This is a genomic window from Mesorhizobium sp. M1329, from assembly GCF_040318035.1.
Classification (GTDB): domain Bacteria; phylum Pseudomonadota; class Alphaproteobacteria; order Rhizobiales; family Rhizobiaceae; genus Mesorhizobium.
This window is the reverse complement of sequence record NZ_JAMYLN010000028.1, coordinates 63,746-85,506: the sequence shown is the minus strand read 5'-3', so window position 1 is coordinate 85,506 and position 21,761 is coordinate 63,746. Positions and strand designations below refer to the sequence as shown.

The 21,761-nt window shown below is 62.5% G+C and carries 21 protein-coding genes and 1 pseudogene; 8 read left to right on the top strand and 14 right to left on the bottom strand.

Annotation, left to right across the window (positions count from 1 at the left end; translation table 11 throughout):
• The first annotated feature begins 101 nt into the window (after positions 1-101).
• Positions 102-839 carry a hypothetical protein gene (locus tag NKH21_RS24780; RefSeq protein ID WP_352868072.1) on the top strand — a complete coding sequence of 246 codons (738 nt, stop codon included), beginning with the start codon at positions 102-104 and terminating at the stop codon, positions 837-839.
• A gap of 228 nt (positions 840-1,067) precedes the next feature.
• Here NKH21_RS24780 and NKH21_RS24775 read toward each other — a convergent pair whose 3' ends face one another.
• Entirely contained in the window at positions 1,068-1,898 is an 831-nt protein-coding gene (locus NKH21_RS24775) for a hypothetical protein (protein WP_352868070.1), read from the bottom strand.
• Positions 1,899-2,009: 111 nt separating this feature from the next.
• Entirely contained in the window at positions 2,010-2,189 is a 180-nt protein-coding gene (locus tag NKH21_RS24770; RefSeq protein ID WP_352661646.1) for a hypothetical protein, read from the bottom strand.
• A gap of 135 nt (positions 2,190-2,324) precedes the next feature.
• Between NKH21_RS24770 and NKH21_RS24765 the strand changes: the two genes are divergently transcribed.
• Both NKH21_RS24765 and NKH21_RS24760 read left to right on the top strand, forming a co-directional pair.
• Complete coding sequence (locus NKH21_RS24765) at positions 2,325-2,585, top strand: hypothetical protein (RefSeq protein WP_352661649.1); 261 nt, start codon at positions 2,325-2,327, stop codon at positions 2,583-2,585.
• Between the two features lie 3 nt (positions 2,586-2,588).
• Positions 2,589-2,849, top strand: a complete 261-nt coding sequence (locus tag NKH21_RS24760) for a hypothetical protein (RefSeq protein ID WP_352661652.1) — start codon at positions 2,589-2,591, stop codon at positions 2,847-2,849.
• Here the strand turns inward: NKH21_RS24760 and NKH21_RS24755 are convergent.
• The 7 genes and pseudogenes from NKH21_RS24755 to NKH21_RS24725 form a co-directional block, all read right to left on the bottom strand.
• Positions 2,846-3,550 (bottom strand): SOS response-associated peptidase, encoded by a 705-nt coding sequence (locus NKH21_RS24755; RefSeq protein WP_352661655.1) that lies wholly within the window; start codon positions 3,548-3,550, stop codon positions 2,846-2,848. The genes NKH21_RS24760 and NKH21_RS24755 overlap by 4 nt on opposite strands.
• Before the next feature lie 110 nt (positions 3,551-3,660).
• Positions 3,661-3,882 carry a hypothetical protein gene (locus tag NKH21_RS24750; protein WP_352661657.1) on the bottom strand — a complete coding sequence of 74 codons (222 nt, stop codon included), beginning with the start codon at positions 3,880-3,882 and terminating at the stop codon, positions 3,661-3,663.
• A gap of 1,072 nt (positions 3,883-4,954) precedes the next feature.
• Positions 4,955-6,751, bottom strand: coding sequence for an ABC transporter ATP-binding protein (locus NKH21_RS24745; protein ID WP_502903352.1), 1,797 nt, complete (start codon positions 6,749-6,751; stop codon positions 4,955-4,957).
• A gap of 9 nt (positions 6,752-6,760) precedes the next feature.
• A pseudogene (locus tag NKH21_RS24740) lies at positions 6,761-7,730 on the bottom strand (glycosyltransferase family 2 protein).
• Between the two features lie 63 nt (positions 7,731-7,793).
• Positions 7,794-8,897 (bottom strand): glycosyltransferase family 2 protein, encoded by a 1,104-nt coding sequence (locus NKH21_RS24735; protein ID WP_352661660.1) that lies wholly within the window; start codon positions 8,895-8,897, stop codon positions 7,794-7,796.
• A 2-nt stretch (positions 8,898-8,899) separates the two neighbouring features.
• On the bottom strand, positions 8,900-10,096 hold the full coding sequence (locus NKH21_RS24730) for an acyltransferase family protein (protein ID WP_352661663.1): 1,197 nt from the start codon (positions 10,094-10,096) through the stop codon (positions 8,900-8,902).
• 394 nt (positions 10,097-10,490) lie between these two features.
• Positions 10,491-11,897, bottom strand: coding sequence for an MFS transporter (locus NKH21_RS24725; RefSeq protein ID WP_352868065.1), 1,407 nt, complete (start codon positions 11,895-11,897; stop codon positions 10,491-10,493).
• 205 nt (positions 11,898-12,102) lie between these two features.
• Between NKH21_RS24725 and NKH21_RS24720 the strand changes: the two genes are divergently transcribed.
• Entirely contained in the window at positions 12,103-13,005 is a 903-nt protein-coding gene (locus NKH21_RS24720) for a sigma-70 family RNA polymerase sigma factor (RefSeq protein ID WP_352868063.1), read from the top strand.
• Positions 13,006-13,125: 120 nt separating this feature from the next.
• On the opposite strand, the gene NKH21_RS24715 is transcribed toward NKH21_RS24720, so the two are convergent.
• Entirely contained in the window at positions 13,126-14,328 is a 1,203-nt protein-coding gene (locus tag NKH21_RS24715; RefSeq protein WP_352451471.1) for an MFS transporter, read from the bottom strand.
• A gap of 217 nt (positions 14,329-14,545) precedes the next feature.
• Between NKH21_RS24715 and NKH21_RS24710 the strand changes: the two genes are divergently transcribed.
• Entirely contained in the window at positions 14,546-14,968 is a 423-nt protein-coding gene (locus NKH21_RS24710; protein WP_352661672.1) for a VOC family protein, read from the top strand.
• Positions 14,969-15,041: 73 nt separating this feature from the next.
• Here NKH21_RS24710 and NKH21_RS24705 read toward each other — a convergent pair whose 3' ends face one another.
• Entirely contained in the window at positions 15,042-15,935 is an 894-nt protein-coding gene (locus tag NKH21_RS24705; protein WP_352661675.1) for a LysR family transcriptional regulator, read from the bottom strand.
• A gap of 95 nt (positions 15,936-16,030) precedes the next feature.
• Between NKH21_RS24705 and NKH21_RS24700 the strand changes: the two genes are divergently transcribed.
• Positions 16,031-16,780: an SDR family NAD(P)-dependent oxidoreductase gene (locus tag NKH21_RS24700; protein WP_352661678.1), complete on the top strand. Its 750-nt coding sequence runs from the start codon at positions 16,031-16,033 to the stop codon at positions 16,778-16,780.
• Positions 16,781-16,931: 151 nt separating this feature from the next.
• A complete protein-coding gene (locus tag NKH21_RS24695) occupies positions 16,932-17,315 on the top strand; it encodes a YybH family protein (RefSeq protein WP_352868059.1) in 384 nt (127 codons plus the stop codon).
• A 106-nt stretch (positions 17,316-17,421) separates the two neighbouring features.
• On the opposite strand, the gene NKH21_RS24690 is transcribed toward NKH21_RS24695, so the two are convergent.
• Positions 17,422-17,883, bottom strand: a complete 462-nt coding sequence (locus tag NKH21_RS24690) for an Lrp/AsnC family transcriptional regulator (protein WP_023720584.1) — start codon at positions 17,881-17,883, stop codon at positions 17,422-17,424.
• A 158-nt stretch (positions 17,884-18,041) separates the two neighbouring features.
• On the opposite strand from NKH21_RS24690, the gene NKH21_RS24685 reads away from it, so the two are divergent.
• Positions 18,042-19,049, top strand: coding sequence for an ornithine cyclodeaminase family protein (locus NKH21_RS24685; RefSeq protein WP_352661684.1), 1,008 nt, complete (start codon positions 18,042-18,044; stop codon positions 19,047-19,049).
• Positions 19,050-19,129: 80 nt separating this feature from the next.
• Here NKH21_RS24685 and NKH21_RS24680 read toward each other — a convergent pair whose 3' ends face one another.
• The gene (locus NKH21_RS24680) at positions 19,130-20,062 is read right to left on the bottom strand and encodes a dimethylarginine dimethylaminohydrolase family protein (RefSeq protein WP_352661687.1); all 933 of its coding nucleotides are present in this window, start codon (positions 20,060-20,062) and stop codon (positions 19,130-19,132) included.
• A 34-nt stretch (positions 20,063-20,096) separates the two neighbouring features.
• A complete protein-coding gene (locus NKH21_RS24675; RefSeq protein WP_352662372.1) occupies positions 20,097-21,689 on the bottom strand; it encodes a zinc-binding metallopeptidase family protein in 1,593 nt (530 codons plus the stop codon).
• Between the last annotated feature and the right edge of the window lie 72 nt (positions 21,690-21,761).

Here is a 21,761-nt window from a genome sequence, read left to right as displayed (position 1 = left end):
GGAACGCTACTACGCCATGTTGGATGAACCAGCCATAGCCGCGTGACTCAAACGAAACGGCCTCCGGAAAACCCGGGGCGGTTCAGTTCACCACCGCTGAGATGGAAAAGATGCGGGCCTTTATAACCTTGAGCTATGGCGACGATGACGAGCCAGAGGACGAGGACATTATCACGAATCCGTTCATTTCGGCAGAATTTTTACTGGATAGGCTGGATGAGATAGGTGACAAAAAAGGCGCCGATCTGTCGGTTTTCAAGGCCATCCTCCGGGCGCTTCGGTTCTTGCCAGACATCGATGCAGTCCGACTGCTCGATAAGCATGCTGACCTGCTTTATTATGTACCCCGCGAGTATTGCCTCGCCCTGAGCGCGGCGTCAAAGCAGGATAATTTCCCTGCCGAGCTCGTAAAGGCCAGGGTTATAGCGTTGCTTGCTATGTCACCCTATTCGGACCTTGCTTATGTCAGATCGTGGCTGTTGAATCTGTTTGTTGACGGCTCACTGCCGGTTTCTCTTTCCGACTGGCAGTCCTACGATTTCAACAGGAGCATAATCGAGCGTCGTTCGAATTTCTTTTTCCGGGGTCTGGCGAACGACCGTGCATATTTCCGAGCACTTAAGACGCAGCTCGGCTCGCTTAGCGAATGGGACAAGCCAGCCGCTCTAATGGCGGGGATGTGTTTGCCCTTAGACGAATACAAAAACTGGCTGGCGGTCGCGCTGCCGCAGCTCACTACCCCATTTGCAGCCACATATGCCGCTTGGCTGAAGGACCGTCACGGCACACTGCACCAGTTACTTTCGGAGCCGCATGAGCCTGTGTGCACGTCCCTCTAGGCTCTCCAGCGGCGCATTACCCACGCAATATAAACCGCTGGTAGGCGTTCAAAAGATCATTGCAGGTCATGTCCGCTAGCTCGAGGCTCGTGACGGCGATTGAGGTTGGCCCCATGGCGTTGCGGATGTCCCTCTCAATGACGCGCTTATTGGAATGGGACAGTCCAAAGCTGGTGCCGAGTACGTGCCTTGGCGTAACTTCCTCTCGGATGCTCATCAGTTCCATGTTCATGTCGCCGTAGGAAAAGCCCAATAAACGACCATTTCGGCTTCCGCGATAACTCCGCGCATTCGCTCAAGCATCGTGTCATCGTCCACGCGCTCGGTGAATGTCCTTATCTGAGCGGCTATTTCTACAAGGTTTGCTGAGTGCGGTAGCGCCCCATACGGCACACCTTGTCCGGCGTTTGTTTGCCACGGCAGCCTACCAACCTGTCCGTAGGGATGAATGATATTGACACGGTTCACCAAGGCCTGTGCCTCATTGTGTGGCATACGCAAGTAGTTGGCCAGCGCCTGAGCTAGATAATGCTCGATGCAGCGATCATAGTTGAATGTTATGAAAGCCACATCGTCGAACATATTTTCAATGTTGGAACGCTTCACATTTTCCATCAGAATCTTGCAAAAGGTTGCGTGCCAGCTTTCAGGTATGCTGCCGAAGAGGATTCTATCGCTCACCTGAGGGTTGCAGAAAATCTTGCTCCCTTTTTCGGCGTGCAGGATCGACATGGCGATCCCGAGCTTGCCCATAAGCACGACCTTCTCGTCGTCGCTGTGGGTGTTTAGGTAATTGTCGATTGAGGGGGCCTGCGGCATCCCATCGGCAATGCTCCAACCCGCGTGAAGATAAGGGTTGATGTCATTTTTTCCAGTAGCGGCAACTATTTTGCGAAGCGCGTCGCTTATGGTAAAGTCGCCCGCCGATTGTTCATAGCCATTCTTGAATTGTATTCGCACTTTCTCTGCAATGATGCCTTTGAGTTCCTCGCCCATGGGCAAGCCGACCTCGCGACTGCCGCCGGCACCGACTATAAAAACAGTTTTTTTACTGAACACCCCAAAAGCCCCATAGTAAGATTAGAACGTTCGATCGGCGAGTTGCCGCTCGCTAGAATCGTATAGCAGTCGAGCAATTTTTTAGATTGAGTTTTGGCCATTTTCCCCATCTTACCGTTTCGCCCGGCGCGCTCCCTCCACCGCATCCAGCCGTTCCTGCAAATTCCCATTCAGCACGATCATCTCCTTGAGCGCCTTCACCGCATCGCCCTTATGCTGGGCAATGAACCTGTCGGCGATTGCCTGCAGCGCAGCCTCCTGGCGGCTGTCCAGTGTCACGATGTGGTCCATGGCGGTGCCTCCAGCGTTCCTGTTGAAATTGAACAAAACGGGAACAAAAATGTCAAGAGCGAATTGACTCTGCGAGGAATGCCTTCCTATTTGTCAGTGGGTGGGGCGGTTGCTCACAAATCGAGGAGAGCCGCGATGGGCAGACGAAAAAGCCGGTTTGACAGGCTGTCGGCGAGGGATGCGGAGGCGATCATCAGGGACGCTTTGAGCCTGCGCCGGACGGTGCTGTCGTCGCAGCTGCATCTGAAGGCGCATGGCGAGCTGTTCTGGCAGCTTTGCGGGCTTGTCGAGAAGTTGCACGAGGTGCTGGCCAGCGTAGCGGAGAAGGAGCCCGATTATCGGATGGCGGAGCTTGGCCTGCTTCCCCTGCCCGAGGATTACTCGACCCAGAAATGAGCCATGGCCGGGCCGATGGACAGCGTTGGACGTGCCGCCAAGGCCAACATGCTGCTTATCGTGGAGTGCGGCCACTGCTATCATGTCGGGCGCTTCAGGGCGAATGACGTGGCCCAGGTGGTGGGCTGGAACAAGCCGCTGGAAGCGATCAGGTTCAGGTGCAAGCGATGCAGCCGCAAGGACACGACGGTGAGGACGCAGTTCATCGACCAGGACCATCCGCCCAAGGGCTACATCTGGGTGCTGCAGAAATTCAAGCGCTAAAACAATGAGCCTTGCGCCGGCGCCTGCTGCGGAAACTTGATCTGTGTCGCCGGCTTGTCGACGATCACCAGCGCATCATCGGGCGCCGTGCGCTGCAGGTGCCTCGCCTCCGACCACGGCGCGGTGAGCCAGGTCTCGGTTTCTTCCGGCGTGGTCAGGATCACCGGCATCGCCTTCTCGTGGATCGGCGCGACCAGCGCGTTGGGCCTGGTCGTCATGAAGCCATAGACCTGGTGATCGCCGGGGCCGTCCTTGACTTTGCGAATGCCCTGCCAATGCGTCCACAGACCGGCAAAGAAGAACAGCGGGCGGTCCTCGCCGAGGGCAAACCAGTAGTTGCGCTGGATGCCGGTCTCGGGGTCCTTGTCGCCGGGCGTCGGGCTGGGCTCGGCGAAGCTGGTGACGGGCACCACGCAGCGGTTCTCGATGCCGAGATATTGCTGCCAATGGCCGTATTGCGGATTGCGGATGTTGGTGGTGCCGTAGTCGGCCTTGCCCTTCACCCGCTCCAGTGGCGTCGGCATGCCCCACAGCAGATTGGCCAATTCGCGTTCGCCGTCCGGCGCGTTGCGCACCACCGGGCCTGGCTGGTTGGGATAGATGTCGATGGAGGGTTCGAGATTGCCAAGGATGTCACGCAGGGCGCGTGTCCACTGGCGGATGGCCTCCTGGCTGGTCGTGATATTGTAAAGATTGCACATTTCAGGCCGTTCCCGGATGCTCACGCATCTTGTTGGAAACGGCCCGGAATTTCCAGCGCTGTCCGTTGGGTTGCTGACACGGCAGGCCGTGTCAGCAATGTTTGTGAGACCTACCGCGCCGATTGTCTCATGGCTTGTGCGGCTACCGCCGCCAGAAAAGCCCTCGCCGCGGCATCGCAGGCCGCTCGAGACGGGCCTTTGGCGAAAAGAAGAAGCTCGGCGGCTCGAATGTTGAGCCCGTGCTTCCTTGCGAATGTGGCTAGATCGTAAGGCTTGTTGTCGTAAGGTTCGTCGTCGTCGTAGTCGATCGTCAGATCGTAGTTTTCTTTCATTTTCTTCCTCCCTTAGCGATCTCCCCCCTCCAGTCGCTAACGCAAAATTAACGTCGATGGCGGCGGGCGAGTCCACCAATCAGAGATTGTGTAAAAAACGTACGAGCTCGGATGCTCGCCCTCGCAACGGGCCGCGAGCAATCGCCGCGGACCGGACCGGTCGAAAGAGCCGATTATGATGGCAACGTTGGAAAAGCCTGCCACGGCCTGGCGCCACGGGGGTGTCCGCGACGCCTAGCGTGCCTAATGGCCGTCATTTTCATCTTCCAGGCCCGGTCCGCAAGCCGGCCTCGTTGGGTTCGGCTAAAGAATAAATCCGGCCAATAGCACCGTAAGGAGCAGCGACAGCGGAACGGCCGCAAGACACCAGATCTCCAACGTGTTGTTTTGCAGCGGGTCCATCCTCAGCCTCACTTTTTAGTTTGTCACTGTGACACTAACGGTTGGCCGGAGGTAGCGGTTCCAAGCGACGCCGTTCATAGAGCACTGCCTGTGCTGCATATTAGCAACAGCTTGACGACCGCTGAGCCCGTACCGCTTGGACAACTTCACTTGGCGCCGGTGGATGCGTATTCCGCAGGACAAGTGCCCCTCCGCATCAGTCGTGCGGGGATCGATCGCCGCCCATGATCAGCGCCGAGCCGGTCATGCCCCGGAACCAATGGCTGCGTCGACCTCCGGCCGAGTTTCGCTACCACCGAGCCGATCCGATGTTCACTCACAGCCAGCGATGCCCGTTTATAGGACCTAAGTCTGACCTGCCTGCGCAATGGTCTCGTGTACGGCCGGCGTCGGGAACAACTGCGGCCGTTTTCAGTTGATGGCGTCACCTCCTCGAGGAGAGATCGGCGCAGAATCAGTCCCTTCATGCGCTGATTAGGGTCTGCCTGCCATAGCTGGATTTGGCAGGCGGACCCTTGGTTCCGTACGCTCCAGATGCAAAGCGGGTAAGCTCTGGATCACTCATCATCCCAGAAATCCTGCAGAGAGGCATGGCGGAGGGCTCCTCGCCCCTGAGATGGTTGGCCTTGCATCCGGCACGACGGCCAGAATGCGCGCAGCGGGGTCGCCCTCAGCCTTCCAGCGCCTCGTGCTGGTAAAGCTCGTCCATGCTGAGCGTCGCCAGCGCGGCGAACGGCGCCTGCTTCTTCACCCGGCCGTGGCTCAGGATCACCACGTCGTCGCAGAACGAGATGGTGCTGCGGTGATGGCTGATGACGATGGTGGTGCGGCGGCCGGCGCGCGACTTCAGCGTCTCGACGATTGCTGCTTCCGACAGGCCGTCCACCGCATTGGTGGCTTCGTCGAGGATGAGGATATCGGGATCGCGCACCAGGGCCCTGGCCAGCGCGATCCGCTGCCGCTGTCCGGCTGAAAGGTTGACGCCGCGGTAGCCTACAACGGTCCTGTAGCCTTGCGGCAGTTGCTCGATGAAGCCATGCGCTTCGGCCAGTTTTGCCGCGCGCTCGGCGTCGTCGGCCGAGGCCGCGTCCTGGCCGTAGATGATGTTGTCGAAAATCGTGCCGTCGACCAGTTCCAGCTCCTGGCTGGCGAGCGCGATGTGCTGTCGCCATTGGCTGGGGTCGATCCGGTCGAGAGGCGATCCATCGACGAGGATCCTGCCGCTATCCGGTTCGACGAAGCGGCACAGGAGATTGACGATCGTCGTCTTGCCGGCGCCCGACCGGCCGATCAGCGCGGTCGAGCGGCCGCTGTGCAGGTCGAAACTCGCCGCATGCAGCACCACCGCGCGCTGTTCCTCGCCGGTATCGGGGCCGGAATAGGTAAAGGTGACGTCCTCGAACTTGATGCCTTGGCTGAGCCCGGGGAACGCCGCGTCGCCTTGCGGCGGCTGGGGCTTGCCGGATGGGTCCAGCATCCACGTCACCTCTTCAAGCGATCCGCTCAGGCCCTGCAGCTGGCTCCAGGCCATTTGCAAAGACCGCATATAGGGCTGCAGCCGGTAGAGCAGAATGACGAAGGCGACGATCAACGGGAAGCTGACATTGGCGAACCAGGCGCCGATCACCACCGCCAGGAACAGCATGGCGTGCAGAACCTCGGTCAGCGGCGGCAACGCCCCCTGGCGCGTCAAAAGCACGAACGCCGCCCGGCGCACCGCATCCGATGCCTGGTCGAAGGCCGCCTTCTCGCGTTGCTCCTGGCCGAAAATGCGGATCAGCCGCCCGGCATGCACCAGATGCAGCATCTGCGATGCGAGCTGGCTGTTGCGGGAGGCGACGCTGCGGCTCGGCGCCTTCAGATTGGCCGACAGCATGGCGTGCGCGACCTGCACCAGCGCCAGGCCCAGCGTGACCAGCAGCGTCATCTGCCACGACAGGAGCAGCAGGAAGGTCAGGAGGATGATTGCGGCCGATGCGTTGACGATTGCCCCAAGCGTGATCTGGATGGCATCCGACGCCCGCCAGGATTCGTTGGAGATGATGTTGAGCAGCCGTCCAGGGCTTTGCTGCAGAAAGAACGGGTAGCCTACCCTAAGCAGCTGCTCCGACAGCGCGCTGCGAATCGAATGACTGGCCTTGCCGTAGATGAAGGTGGTCAGCAGCGTGTTGGCGTAGGCGAACAGGTTCTTCAGAACGATCGAGCCGAGGATGGCGACCGATATGACGATCAGCCGGTCGCGCTCGCTCAGGCTCGCTCCGACATGCTGGAAGACGGCGGAAAAGCCGGCCATGCCGGTCTGCCCCTGCCCCATGATTATGTTCAGCAACGGGATGATCAGGCCGATACCAAAACCTTCGAGCGCGGCGCTGAGCAGCCCGAGCACCACCACGGCGGGAAGCAGCCGCAACTGCTTTTGCCCGAGCGCACGGCGCAGCATCGGCAGGCTAGGCGGCATCATTCGCATGATAGCGGATCACCTCGCCTCGGCATTTGCCTGTTGCTCCTGTCGCATTTCCGTTGTCTTTGGCGATTTCGCCAGCAAAAGCACCGCGAACTTGGCCGCGCCGAGCAAATTCATGCCGATGATCGGCCAGTGCGACAGCTTGAGTTCGCGATCGAACAGCGGGCCTTTCCTCAGTTCGCGCAAGGCCGCCCTCATAGACCAGTAGAAATGCCGAAGCAGCCACGGCGCATGGCGGACATGTTTCAGGCAAAGCCCGCCATTGCCCATGCTGTAGTCGCGATGCAGCTTTTCGATGGCTTTGCGGTCGCGTCGGCCGTGATGGTGATAGATGGTCATGTCGGGCACATATTCGACCGGAATGCCGAGCAGCACCGCCCGGACGAGATAGTCCGTATCTTCCGCCGAGCGCAGCGGGCCGCCGGCGCCGAAGCGTTCGTCGAAACGCCCGATACGGGCGGCGACATCGCGGTGCATCGTCATGTTGCAGCCAAGCACGAAGCCACCGGGATGGACATCCGGCGTAAGCCGCGCGCGCACCGGCGACCGCTTGATGGTGAACGGCAGGTCGCGGGCATCTCCAATCTCGACGCGGCCGCCGCGGATGACCCGTTCGCCGGCCGCATAGTGCCGCTGCAGATCGCGCAGATAATCCTTGTGGACCGCGCAATCATCATCGACGAAGACCAGCACGCGGCCCCGCGCGCGCTCGAGCCCGGCATTGCGGGCGGCCGCCAATCCGGGTCGTGGTTCGCGAATAGCCGTGAACGGGATGTCCGAAAGTTCGGCGATGCTGGCCAGCCGTTTGGCCGTGCTGTCGGTCGAGCCATTGTCGACAACCACCAGCTCGGCGGCAAAGTCAGCATGGGCGGCACGCAGCCTGGATCGACTTTATGCAAGGCTCGAGCACGCTGACGCGGTCGCGTGTACAGACGATGAAGCTGACCGCCGGCGCCGGTCCATGCTGCGGCCGCGGCGACATGGCCGCCGGTACCGTCGAGTGGCCGCGCTGCTGAAGCTGGTGCGATTTGACGAACATGCGTTGCTAGCTCAACTCAAGGGAAGGCAAAACCGCCGCGGCCGGCACGGATTGCAGATAACGCGACAGGGCATCCACCTGCCTGGTGACCGACATCGAGGCGAGGCTGAAGCGCGGCGCGAAGGCACCGGTTCGAAACACGTATTGCTCGCGGCGCCGGATGAGCTTCCATTTCGCCGTCCGTGTCAGGAATTCGTGCATCAGCAGCGGCTGTCTTTCTCCCGATATCAGCTGATAGAGGAAATAGAACAGGTTCAGTGTGCCGGCCTGGTAGCTCGGCCGCGTCTCGGCCGGCAGGGCGGCAATCCTTTCTTCCAGCGCAAGGATCCATTCGGCGGCACGGCGAACCGTGCCAATCGACAGGACCTCACCGATGTCGCGGAGGCCTTGCGTCTCTTGTGCGAGCCCTTCGCGCTCTAGGTTCTCGGCGACGATCTTCAAATGCGTCCTGCGCATTTCGCGCTTGTGCCTGTTGGTCACGCTGTCGTCGTGGATACGATAGGCGATCAGGCTTTCGGGGATCATGGCCGCCGGGTAGCGGTCGGTCAGCCGCCTGAACAGGTCGAAATCCTCGGCATGCTTGTAGCTCGTGTCATAATATAGAACGTCTTCTTCTATGACATTCCTGTTATATACCACGGTGGAGTGCATGAAGATCGTGAAGAACATCGACAATATCCGCAAGCTATTGTCCTGGAATATCGGATCGGGCGAACCCCTGACGACGCGGTTGCCGAGCAAGGTGTCGAAGCCTGCACCGCACAGCGCAAGGTCAGGCTGCTGGTTAAATAGCGCGACCTGCCGCGACAGGCGCCGGGGATAGGCAATGTCGTCGGCATCCATCCTGGCGACCAGATCGCCGCGGGCCACCGCCAAGCCTTCATTGAGCGTTGCGATCAGGCCACGGTTTTCGCGTGAGATGATCGAGATGCGGCTGTCGGCCTGGCGATATTTCTGCAGGATCTGCAGCGAGTTGTCCGTCGAGCCGTCATTAATGGCGATGACCTCCACACGCTCGTAATCCTGGCGCAGGATGCTGCCCAGCGCAGCGGCGAGGTAAGGTCCCGCATTGTAGATCGGCAGCAGAACTGACACCAAGGGAGCAGCCATGATCAGCTCCTATCGGTTCGTTGCAGCTTGCGTGGCAACGGTGAAGTGCCACCATCAAGCGGCCTGCCCAGATATGCTCCCGCCGCGAGCCATCCGGCATTGCCCACGTCGATGCCTGCCGGGGTGGCGCCGCGGCCTTTTCGAGCAACATAGGGGAAATGGCGCTTGAGGCTGTTGAGCGGCTTCTCGAAAAGCAGCCACGAGACCAAGGCCAGCATGAGCGTCGCCGCTCCCGCGACCAGGAACCGTCCCGGCCCTTGTTCCGAGACGTTGAGCGGGATCCAAGGCTGCGATTTGACGGCGAGCGACAGCACTATGGGATGGTAGAGATAGACGCCATAGCTGATGCGGCCAAGGCCAAGCAGCGGTGGCAGTTCGAGAAGCTTTCCGATATAGCCGCCAACGCCTGTCGAACAGCTTGCAACGATGACCACCAGCGGCACGAGAGGCAGGATCTGCAACAGCAGCCAGCGGGCCCATTCCTGCCCCGGATTTGCCGGCGCCGGCGCAAACCACTGCAGAACGAAAAACGCCGCAGCGAGCCCCGGCCAGCCAACTCGAAGCCATTGCGGCAAGCCAGCAGCTCTTGACCGGTAGGCGGCAAGCAGCGCACCGGACGCCAGCGCGTCCATCGACGCCGGCGGCAGCAGGTCGCGCGCCAGGCTGGGCGTTCCAGCGATCGGCCAGTAAAAGCGATAGGCCAGCGACAGCAGTATGACGCCGGCGCAGATCGCTTCGAGGCGCCGGCGCGGCGCCAGCAAAACGATCAGCGGCCAGGCGATGTAGAACTGCTCCTCGATGCTCAGGCTCCAGAAATGGCAGAGCAGCCACGGCGTCCATTCATTCTGCGCTGCGTACCAGAAATTCGACAGGTAGAGCGCATGCCAGACCAGCGAACCCCTCGACTGCTCCAGGTCCACCAGCCAGACGAAACCCAGCACGGCGAAATAGGGCGGGAATATCCGCAGCGCCCGCCTGACATAGAAGGATTTCAGCGCCGGTCCGGTTTCGAATTCGGCGGCCGATCTGGCTTCGAGCAGCAGGCGGGTGATCAGAAAGCCGCTCAGCACGAAGAAAAGACGCACGCCGATATGGCCACAGAACGAGGACCCGCCCGCCGCAAAGAAATGGGAGTACAGCACCATCGTCACGGCGATGGCCCTCAGCGCGTCCAATTGGGTGTCGCGCGCGTTTCCCATTAGCGGCGTATGCCGGCGGGACGGCGAAACTGCCAATCGGTCAACATGGCGGCGTCGTTCACGGCGCATTTCCAATCGGAAGCGCCCCCCTCACGCAGAATAGGGCCACCGTTGTGCAACGCAACACAAAAAGTTGACACATTTGAAACAGGAACGTGAGGTGCGGCTAATAAAGGCCAAAAAACTGCAGGAAACAGCCCGAATTGTCCATTTTTGACGATTTTCGCGCGCTGCCTTGGCTCGCCGATATCGGCGGCAGGGTGCTGCGATGCAACATGTTCGCCGCCCGTACGGACCGATCCGATGCTCGGCGACCTTTCTGCTGCGCTGGCGCGGCAGCTGTTAGCGCAACAACAGCGGGAGCAAGCGCGCGAGCCTCCAGCCCGCCTCCGAGTTACGCCTCCTTGCTCGCGTTCGCGAGCGCCACTGTGCGACGCTCCGGGAGGCCCATTCCGACGAGCGCGCCGGCGAGCGAGAGCAGAGCGGAGACGTCGATTGCCGAGGTGAAGCCATCACTGAACGCGTCGGTGGACGCGAAGCTTCCGGTCCCGGCGAACACCGCACCGGCGATGGCGATCCCGGACACGCCGCCCAGAAAACGGAATGTGTTGAACGTGCCGGCGGCCTTGCCGACTTCCGGTCGCGCAACCGCATTGAGGACCGCGTTCTGCGCGGCCGGCATAGCCATCGACACGCCGGCACCGGTAATGATCAGCGGCGCGACTAGCTGGATATAGGGCAGATCAGGTGCTGCGATCTGCGCCAGCCAAGCCATTCCGGCTGCCTGCAGGATCAATCCGACCACGACAAGCCAGCGCTCGCCGACGCGGTTGATCAGGCTGCCGGCGATCGGTGCGACCACGAAAAGCGTGGCGGTCCAGGGCAGCAATCCCATGCCGGCGCCGAGCGGCCCACGGCTCTGGGAAAACTGCAGAAACTGCGGCAACAGGAATACGAGGCCGTACATGGCGGCGCAGAGCAGCAAGTTCGCCCCTACGCCCGAGGAGAATGCGCGCGCCCGAAAGAACCGCAAAGGCAGCATGGGCTCACGGGTACGCAACTGCCAAAGGACGAATGCGATGGCGAGAAGCAGTCCGGCAGTCAGCGCCGTCAGCACTTCAGAGCCGCTCCAGCCCACGATGTTGCCGCGCATCAGACCCCAGACCACTCCAAATGCCGCCGCAGTGACCAGCACGACGCCAAGGACATCGATTGCCGTGCCCGGCCCGTGACTCTCCGGAATTCGACGCATCACCAGCGGGATGAGAACGATGCCGACCGGGACATTGAGCCAGAAGATCCAGTGCCAGGAGAGGCCTTCGGAGATTGCACCGCCCGCCATCGGGCCGATGATCAGGGCCAGTCCGGTGATGCTGCTGAAGATACCCAGCGCCTTGCCTCGTTCCTCCGGGGGAAAAGCGACGCTCAGCAGCGCCATTGCCAGCGGCATGACCATTGCGGCACCCGCGCCCTGAACCGCGCGGGCCGCAATCAGCAATCCGGCATTTCCAGCGAGCGCGCAGGCAACGGACGCTGCGACGAACAGCGCCAATCCGGCGATGAAGATGCGGCGTCGGCCGAACCGGTCACCGAGCGCCGCCCCGGTCATGAGCAGGACGGCAAAACTCAAATTGTAGGCGTTCATCGTCCATTGCAGCGTCTCCAGCGAGGCATCGAGTTCGACCCGCATCGTACTTAATGCGGTCGCCACGACCATCGCATCGAGAACGACCATCAAGGAGCCTATCGACGTGAGGGCGAGAACCCAGACCTTCGTTGATGCCGCGCTTTGCTTGCTCATGACTATGGATGCCTCCGGCTTGAACAGAGGGCCCGCCAGGTTCGCGGGCCCACGATGCAGAGACGCGTAGGCACCACCAAAGGATTCCAGCTAAAGAAAGTTTTTTCGACCGAATCCTTTTGCCATCGTCGAGCGTCTATAGGACGCTGCGCCCGATGGCGGGCGCCTCTGCCTGGGAGATACGCATGAAATCGACCCTTGTGCGATGACCGGATCCGCAATCGGCACGCCAGAAGGACGGGAGCCGTTTGACCGGCTGCTCGGCGAATTGCGGCCGAAACTGCACCGTTATTGCGCCCGCATGACAGGTTCGGTGATCGATGCCGAGGATGTCGTTCAGGAAGCTACGGTCAAGGCGCTCGAGGCGTTCCCCGGGACCGGGCCGATAGCCAATGTCGAGGGCTGGCTGTTCCGCATCGCGCACAATGCAGCACTCGACCACCTACGCCGTCGCGCCAGGGTTGATGCCGCGCATGCCGTCGAGGATATCGACACGATACCTGACCCCGGCATGTCGGCCGAGGGCCGGCACACTGCAGCCGCAAGCCTGCGGACCTTCATGCGCCTGCCCGCAGCGCAGCGTAGCAGCGTCATCCTCATGGATGTGCTCGGCTATACGATCGAAGAGATTGGCAACATTATCGACAGCAGCGTTCCGGCGGTGAAAGCCGCACTGCATCGCGGCCGTCTGCGCCTGCGCGAAGTCGCCGGCGAGCCTGACGATCGGCCTGTGCCGGTGTTGGCCGAGCCCGAGCGGGCGCGTCTGGCAGCCTACGTGGAGCGGTTCAACGCCCGCGACTTCGATGCGATCCGCGACATGCTGGCCGAGGACGTGCGGCTTGACCTCGTCAACCGGCTCCGGGCGAGCGGCCGCACGAAAGTGGGCCGGTACTTCCACAATTACGCGGGTATCCACGATTGGCGGCTGCTTCCAGGCCTGGTCGATCGGCACCCAGCCATTCTGGTGATCGATCCGGATGACTCGGCCGGAGGGCCAAGATACTTTATTCTGCTGGAATGGGCGGGCGACAGATTGGCGAGAATTCGCGATTTCCGCTATGCGCGCTACACGCTTGATGGCGCCGAGGTGGTGGCCCTGCAAGCATAGCAACTCTCTTTCAGAATATCGAACCGAGCACGGGCCAGCCCGCTTTCTTGGAACGCACCAGCTATTTTGGATCGCGGCCGCTTGCCATCCAAGCGGCCGCCCTTTTCCGCCGATCCGGCTTTAAGCCGGTTGCAACTCCCTGCGCGGCAGCGGCGGGAAGGCGATCGCAATCGCCATCGCGCCAAGCCCGACAAGAGCCGAGCCGATGAACAGCCAAGAATAGCTGGCATAGGCATCGAACACCATGCCGCCGGCGAGCGGGCCGAAAGCCATGCCGAGGCTGGACAGCATGGTTACGGCACCGAACACCGTGCCGAGGATGCGCTGGCCAAAATATTCGCGCGCCAGCACCGCATAGAGCGGCATGACGCCGCCATAGGTGGCGCCGAAGATGACAGCGAGCGTGTAGAATTGACCAAGCTCGCTGACCGCCAGATAGGCTGCGATGACCACGGCCTGTATGGCCAGCCCGGTGATCAGCACCGGTTTGACGCCCAGCCGATCGGCAAGCACGCCGTAAAGCAGCCGGCCACCTAGCCCTGCCAGGCCCTCGATGCTGTAGATGCTGACCGCCGCCATCGGCGCTATGCCGCACAGCATGGCATAGCTCACCATATGGAAGATCGGCCCCGAATGCGCTGCGCAGCAGGCAAAGAAGGTCAGTCCCAACACGATGAATTGAGGCGAGCGCAGCGCCTGCGGAACCGTCATGCCGGCGCCCTCGGCGGCAACGCTTGGGGCAGCGCCGTCGGCAGCGGGCTTGGGCGGTTGGCGCACAAGAAGCGCGGCCGGCAGTAGCAGCACCCACGCCGTTATGCCGATATCGAACATTGCGGTACGCCAGTCGTAGGCCGAAATCAGCCAGCGGGCGAAGGGCGAGATGGTCATTGGCGCCACGCCCATGCCGGCCGAGACCAGCGAGACGGCGAGGCTGCGGTTCGTGTCGAACCAGGCGGATGTGAGCGCGATCATCGGCGCGAAGAAGGCGCTTGCCGCGAGGCCGACGAGCACGCCGTAGGCCAACTGGAAAACGAGCAGCGAACCGGTGCGGCTGGCCAGGACCAGCGCCAGGCCGAGCAGCACGGCGCCGGTCATGACGACGATGCGGGCGCCGAAGCGGTCGTAAATGGCGCCCCAGGCGAAGCCGCCGAGACCCATTACAAGGAAGTTCAGCGTCATGGCACTCGATATGCCGGCGCGCGACCATTGTGTGTCGAGCGCCATCGGTTCGAGGAAGATCGCCAGCGAGAACATCGCCCCGAGGGCGACACAGGTCATCAGCGCGCCAGCCGCGACGATAACCCAACGATAGGGAAGGCTCATTTCAAGTTTCTCCCATGCCGGAAGCGTTGATACGGCACGACCTTTTCGAGCTTCGCCGAGCCGCTTGCGTCCGAAGGACGTTGGACAACTTTTGAATCCGACAATCCGGTTGCATTTTTTATCCAGTCAGGAAATTGCGCCGCTCAATTGTTCCATTCCATTGACCGTGCATCGTCCTGAGCTAGATTTCCAGCCTGGCGATCAGGAGCTATCGGGCATGGAACTTCATCGCGGCCGTCTCATCGACCACATCCAGTTGGTGGTCAGGGATCTTCCGGCCAGCCGGCGCTTTTACGAGGCGGTTCTCAACGTGCTCGGCGTACCGATCGGTGGCGCCGGCAATGATTATTTCTGGGCCGACGAGCTGTTCATCTCCAGCCCCGACAGCCCGGCAGCCCAGGGAAAGCTGACCGGCCGCCATCACCTTGCCTTCCAGGCAAAGGACCGTGCGATGGTCGATGCCTTCTACAAGGCCGGGCTTGAGGCCGACGGCACCGACAATGGTGCGCCGGGCGAGCGGCAGCACTATCACCCCGGTTACTATGCCGCCTTCCTGCTCGATCCCGACGGCAACAATATCGAGGCCGTCCATCACGGCCCGGCCAACCGCAGCGCCGAGTCAGTGAAGATCACGTTCTGATGATCGGGTGATGGGGGCAAGAATCTTGCTTGCGACGGCGTCGGATCGGCTGCGGAGGCCATTCCGCCCCGCCCTATCGCGTCAGTGCCGCCATTTGGCCCGCCAGGAAGTCGACGAACAGCCGCGCCCGGACCGGCAGCTGCCGCCCGTAGGCATGGACGATGTGCACCGGCATGGTCGGCATCGCCACCTCGGGCAGGATGCGGACCAGGCGGCCCGCGTCGAGATCGTCCTGCACCGCAAACCGCATCAGATGCGCGATGCCGGCGCCAGCAAGTGCCGCATTGCGGATGGCGCCGCCGTCGTCGGTGTCTAACCGGCCATCCGGCACGATCATCGCGCCATCGGCAAACGTGACCGGATAAGGCCGGCCTGCCATCTGGTGGCGGACGAAATCATGATCCCGTAGGTCCTCGACCGATGCCGGACGGCCGCGCCGCTCGACATAGGCTGGCGATGCCACCAGCACGATCGGCAGATTGGCGATCTTGCGGGCAACCAGCCCGGTGTCCGACAGCGCCCCCATGCGCACGGCAACATCATAGCCTTCGCGGATCAGGTCGGCGTGACGGTCGGTGACGCTGAGCTCGAGTTTCACTTCGCCATGCTGCGCAAGGAACGCCTGCGCCCATGCGGCGATCAGGCCGCGCCCAAGTTCGACCGGCGCCGTAACGCGCAGCAGGCCGCGCGCCGTATCGGCCATCTGGACGATGTCCTCGGCATCATCCAGCGCCCTGAGCAGCGGCGCCACCCGCTCGTAGTAGGCGAGGCCTTCGCTGGTGAGCCCGAGCCGGCGCGTCGAGCGCTGGATCAGCCTGACGCCGAGCCGGCGCTCGAGCCGCGCCACGCTTTTCGACACCGCCGACGGGCTGGAGCCGACCAGCCGGCTGGCGGCATGGAACGAGCCGGCATCGACGGTTCGGACGAAGGCGACGAGACCGGCGGTCTTTTCGAGGATGGTGGTCATTCCGGAATTCCAGGCACGAAAGAACGGAGCGTAGGCATCCTAATACGCTTTTTGATCACCATTAGATACCGCTCATCGTCGACAAGGAGAGATTGATGAGCAAGCTGAACGGCAAGGTCGCCATCGTCACCGGCGCATCCAAGGGTATCGGCGCCGCCATTGCCAAGAGATTTGCCACGGCCGGCGCCGCGGTGATCGTCAACTACGCCTCGTCGCGAGAAGGCGCCGAGCGGATCGTCGCCGAGATCGAGGACCGTGGCGGCCGCGCCCTCGCCGTCCGAGGCGACGTGTCGCAAGCGGCCGACGTGTGTCGTCTTTTCGAAGTGGCAAAATCGGAGTTTGGCGGTCTCGACATACTGGTCAACAATGCCGGCGTCTTCGCATTCGAGCCGCTGGAAGCGGTGACCGAGGCCGAGTTTCACCGTGAGTTCGACACCAATGTGTTGGGCATCATTCTGACCACGCAAGCAGCAGTGAAGCATTTTGGCCCGGGCGGCGGCAGCATCATCAACATAAGCTCGGTCGCCAGCCGCAATCCGCAGCCGAATTCGCTTGTCTACGCCGCCGCCAAGGGTGCGGTGGACACGATCACGCTGTCGATGTCGCGGGAGCTCGGCGCCCGCAATATCCGCGTCAACGCCATCGCGCCCGGCGGTGTCGATACCGAAGGCCTCGCACGCATCGGCATCGTCGGCAGCGAATTCGAGAAGCAGATCGTCGCCATGACCCCGCTCGGCCGCTTCGGCCTGCCCGACGACGTCGCCCGCGTCGCGGTGTTCCTCGCTTCCGACGAGGCGTCATGGCTGACCGGCGAGCGCATCACCGCCTCGGGCGGCTGGCGATAGGCATCGAGGGCCCGGACCTGCCGTTTCGCGGACCATGCCCACGCCGCGCGACGCACTGCAATCGATGACGAGAGCGATCCAAGCCCTATGTTGGGGCGAGGGAGGAGCGCCGTGCGCTATCGATGACCGCGAGATGCCAAGGAGATAACGGATGACGGACGACGAAAAAGCAATCCGAACGCTGGTCGGGACGTGGATGGATGCGAGCAAGCGTGGAGACATCGCGACTGTCCTCAGCTTGATGACGGACGATGCGATCTTCATGGTTCCCGGCCGGGAACCCTTCGACAAGGAGATCTTCGCGGCGGCCGCGCAGGAGACGGCCGGCGTTCATATCGACGGCACCAGCGATATCGTGGAACTACAGCTTCTCGGCAATTGGGCCTTTATCCGCAGCCGCATCGACATGACCGCGACCCCGCCGAATGGCGAGCCGGTCCATCGATCGGGATATGCGCTGACGCTCCTGCGCAAGGAGGCCGATGGTGAGTGGCGGCTCGCGCGCGACGCGAACCTGCTGACCCTGCAAGGCTAGAGCCGGTCTCCGGCATCTCTGCATCGGAAGGCGCGCCAGGGGGAGCGATAAGGTGGCGAAGATGCGTTCAAGGTCGCCCTGAACAGCATACCCCTCCTCCATCTGATCACACCGGCAAGAGGGCATTCGGCTTGACATCGGCGATGGAGGCGAAAGTGTGTGTTTCGCGCACGCCGGGCAGAGGCAGAATAACCCGCTGCAGGAAATCCTGGAACACCGCCATTTCAGCGATCCGCGCCTTGACCAGATAATCGAAACCGCCAACCACCATATGGCACTCCAGAACCTCCGGAGCTTTCGCCACGGCTTCGGCGAAGCGGTCAAAGACATGCGGCGCCGTGTGGTCAAGCCGGACCTCGATGAACACCAGCGTTCCCCTGCCGACCTTGCGCGGATCGAGCATAGCCCTGACCGCGGTGATGAACCCGTCGCGGAACAGGCGCTTCACCCGCTGGCTGGTTCCGGTCGGCGACAGCCCGACACGCCCGGCAAGATCAAGCGTCGTCCGGCGCCCGTCCTCCTGCAGCAGCCGGAGCAGGCTGCGGTCTATCTGGTCGAGGTCGTCCATTCACAATCCACTCTATCTCAGGGATTTATGTGCTGATTTCACGCAGAGATGCCAAAATCAACGTATTTCATCACATCAAACTTCGCAATAGCCTGCGCTTCCCTCACCCACTCAAAGCAGATGTGGTGAGCCGATTTCGACGAACACAGGAGTGCAGGATGACCAGGGAAGCGTTCAGCCAAGCCGGCAAGAGTGCGGCGGAAATCAGCAAGGGAGCAACCGAGATCCTGGTGCTGAGCGAAGCCGACGTGATGGCGTGCATCGACCTCAGCCAGCTTCTCGATGTTCTAGAAGACGGCTTCAAGGCGCTGTCACAAGGCAAGGTCGTCAATCCACCCCGACCACAGCTCGACATCCCCGGAGCCGGCTACAGCCTCGCCATGCCGGCCTGGATGGAGGGCATGAACCTGACCGTCAAGGTCGTCAATGTCTTCGAAGCCAACCTGGCCAAGAACCTGCCCAGCCACCTCGCCACCATCAGCCTGTTCGATCCGCTGTCCGGCCTGCCGGTCTGCATCATGGATGGCACCTTCATAACCGCGGTGCGAACCTCCGGCTCCGCCGTGCTGTCGGTGCGCGCCCTTGCCCGCCGGGATGCCAGGATAGCGACAGTGATCGGCGCCGGCGTGCAGGCCAACCAACACCTGCATCTGTTGCCGCTGGTGCGCGACTTTGCCGAAATTCGGGTCGCTTCGAAGAGCTTCGACGATGCGGCAGCACTTGCCCGGCTGCATCCGTCGGTGGTGGCGGTCGCCGACCTCGAGGCGGCAGTGCGCAGTTCCGACGTGGTGTGCCTGGCGACCCACTCCTACCAGCCGGTGATCGACGCAGGCTGGGTCCAGCCGGGCACGCATGTCTCGTCGGTCGGGGTGGCACCGCCCGGCGGTGAAATGCCGATCGAGCTCATCGGCAAGTCCAGTCTTTTTGTCGAAACCAAGGATGCGTTCAAACCGACCCCGGTCGGTTCCTGCGAGCTTGCCGGCTTCGACCCGGATTTCGGCACCGAGCTTGGCGCCATGCTGCTCGACCGCGCGCCGGGTCGCGTTTCCAATCAACAAATCACCACCTACAAGGCGATGGGCATTGCGATGGAAGACATGGTCGCCGCCGATCTCGCCTATCGTTGCGCCAAGCGTCTGCGCAAGGGAAAGCTCATCGAGCTGTAGGCGCGTTGCCGCGAGCCAGGCGGGATCGACCTTCCTGACAATGGCCCCCTCGCGGAAGCGGCCGGACTAAAGGCGGCCTCTCAGGCCGGCTCGCGCTTCAGCGCCTGCGCCATGCAGTGGATGCCGCCCCCGGTCTTCGAGATTTCGCTCATATCGATGGCCGCCACCTCGAAGCCGCGCGCCTTGAGCTGGCCGATCAGCGTCTGGCTGGACGTCGGCGCGATCACCCGGTCCTTGCCCAGCGACATGAAGTTGCAGCCGAGCGCCATCGTGTCCTGGAACGGCACGTCGATGATCTCGTGGCCCTTGCCTTTCAGCCAGTCGACGATGCCCGGCTCCGTACAGGCAAGGCAGACGGCGGTCAGTTTTTCAGCGATCGGCACCACCATCAGGTCGATATGGACGTAATATTCGTCGATAAAGGCGATGCGGGTCTCCCAGCCCTCCTTGTCGAACCAGGCCTGCACCTGGCGGGCGCCCTCCTCCTGCGTGCGGGCGCCGCCGCAGCCGATCAGCACCACGCCATCCTCGATGACATTGAAGTCGCCGCCTTCGAGGGTGCCGGCGGTGACCATGTCGTAGATCGGGATGCCGAGCTTCTCATAGGTGCGGATCGCCGCGTAGTTCTCGCCGCGCCGCCACCACTGGGCCATGGCCGTGATGATGGCGCCGTAGGGCGTCATGACGCTGGAATCGCGCGAATAGACCTGCATCGGCAGCTCCGGCGTCGGCTCGTGCCAGTGGATGTTGACGCCGAAATGCTCGTAGGCGGCGGCCAGGTCCTTGTGCTGTGCCTGCGCGATCTGGACGTTGCAAGGCGCCTCGCGCAGATGTTTTCGCGACAGCGAGCTGGTCGAGAGATGGCGCAGGAAATTCGGCGAGCCGAGCAGCACGTCGGTCAGCACGTCGGTCTCGTTGGCGAAGCCCCAGGCGGTCAGCGGCTTGGTGCCGCCGGCCGGGTTGCGGCGCTGCAGCGAAAACGGCTCGGCGACGATGCGGTCATGGACGGTCATAGGGTTCTCCTCGTGAAGGGGGCGGCTTGGTTGATCATGCGGCTTGGTTGCCTGGTATCCACCAGTCCCGTCCGCGCGGGGTGGTGATGTATTCCGGCCAGCGAAATCCAATCGGCGGCTCGTAGTCGCAGAGCGGCGCGATCCAACTCGTGCCGCCGATCCCGCCGCCGGTGCGGGCGACGAATTCGTCCATCGCCGCATCGCGGGCGGCCTTGTCTTCCAGCAGGCGAAGTGCCGCGAGCGCGATCGTCTTTGCTGCGCAGGTGACCATCGGGTCGATGGTGACAGAAATGCCACCCAGCGCATTCATCGCCCAGGCCGGATAGGCGTGACCATTCTCCGAGCGCAGTGCCGGGCGGGCTACATAGAACCGCGCCGTCGGCGTGTGCCACGACATGTCGGTGTAGTCGTCTGAGGTGGAATTGAGCTGCGACGGCGGCAGGTCGCGGCGCAGCAGCGCCTCGGCCACCTGCGGCGCAATCAGCCGCTCCAGTTCATAGATGAATGGTTCCTCGGTCGCCTCGCCGCCGGCATTGACCTGGATTTCGCGGGCGATCGCCTTGGCCGTCTCGTCCCAACGCGGCGGCCCGACCGCCGCCAGCGCGTCGAAGGCAATGCCGGCCATGACGTGATTGGCCAGCCCCGGTCGCGACTTCGACACCCAGTGCCGCTCATGGCGGCAGCCGCTCATCCTGGCTGCGGCTTCCGCATTGCGGTCGAGCACGGCGGTGACCTGCTCGGCCATCGCCAGCGTCGGCGCGCGGATCATGTACTGGATCTCGCCCAGCCCGGCCGGCAGATTGTCGGCAGTCGCCTGGCCCGCCGTCAGGATCGCCTCGCTGATCGACCAGCCGCCCTGGTGCGGCAGCATGGAATCGCGCAGCGCCTTGGAGGCCATATACATCATCATGAGCGCGTCGTTGGCGCCGGGCGCCCTGACCGCCGAATGCGCCTGCGGGATGGGTGCTGCGGTGCCTGCCGCGCTCGCCCAATGTTCCGGCTCGTCGCAGATGAAGCGGTAGATCATCGCGTAGGCCGCACCGCAATGCGTGTCCCAGCGCGCCGTATTGCACAGCGGCAGCATGTAAAAAGGATGGAAGGAGACCATGCCCGCCAGCCCATCATAATAGCCCTTGGCGGCATGGATCGGCTTCGATCCCCTCACCTTCTCCGCCGGTTCGCCGGTGAAGCGCAGCGTGCCTGATATGCCGTGGCGCTGCATCGCCGCCTTGGTCGCCAGCAGCCCGCCCAAGCTGGCAATGCCGAGCCCGGAATGCGGATCGGTGTGGCCGCCGGCCTGTTCGCCGAGGCCCGGACGCGGTCGCTTCACCGTCGCCGCATCCTGGCAATTGCCCGGCACCGCGTCGTATTCGGCATACAAGCCGATCGTCGGGCCGGTCCCGTTGGTCCAGTGGGCGCAGAAGGCGGTCGGCATGCCGCCCGAGCCCTCCTCGACCGAAAACCTTTCGTGTTTCAGATGCTCGACATACCAGGCGGCCGACTGGTATTCGCGCCAGGCGGTCTCGCCGAAGTCGAAGATGGTCCGCGTCCACGCCGACAGCGACGGCTGGATGTCGTCCAGACAGGCAAGCGCGGTCGCTTGCGCCGAGGTCACCGGTTTCTCCATGGCGGAAAGAAAGCAGTGAAGCGCCCCGCCAAAAAGTGATATGTTTTCCCGGCTCATGCAAATTCGGTTCAC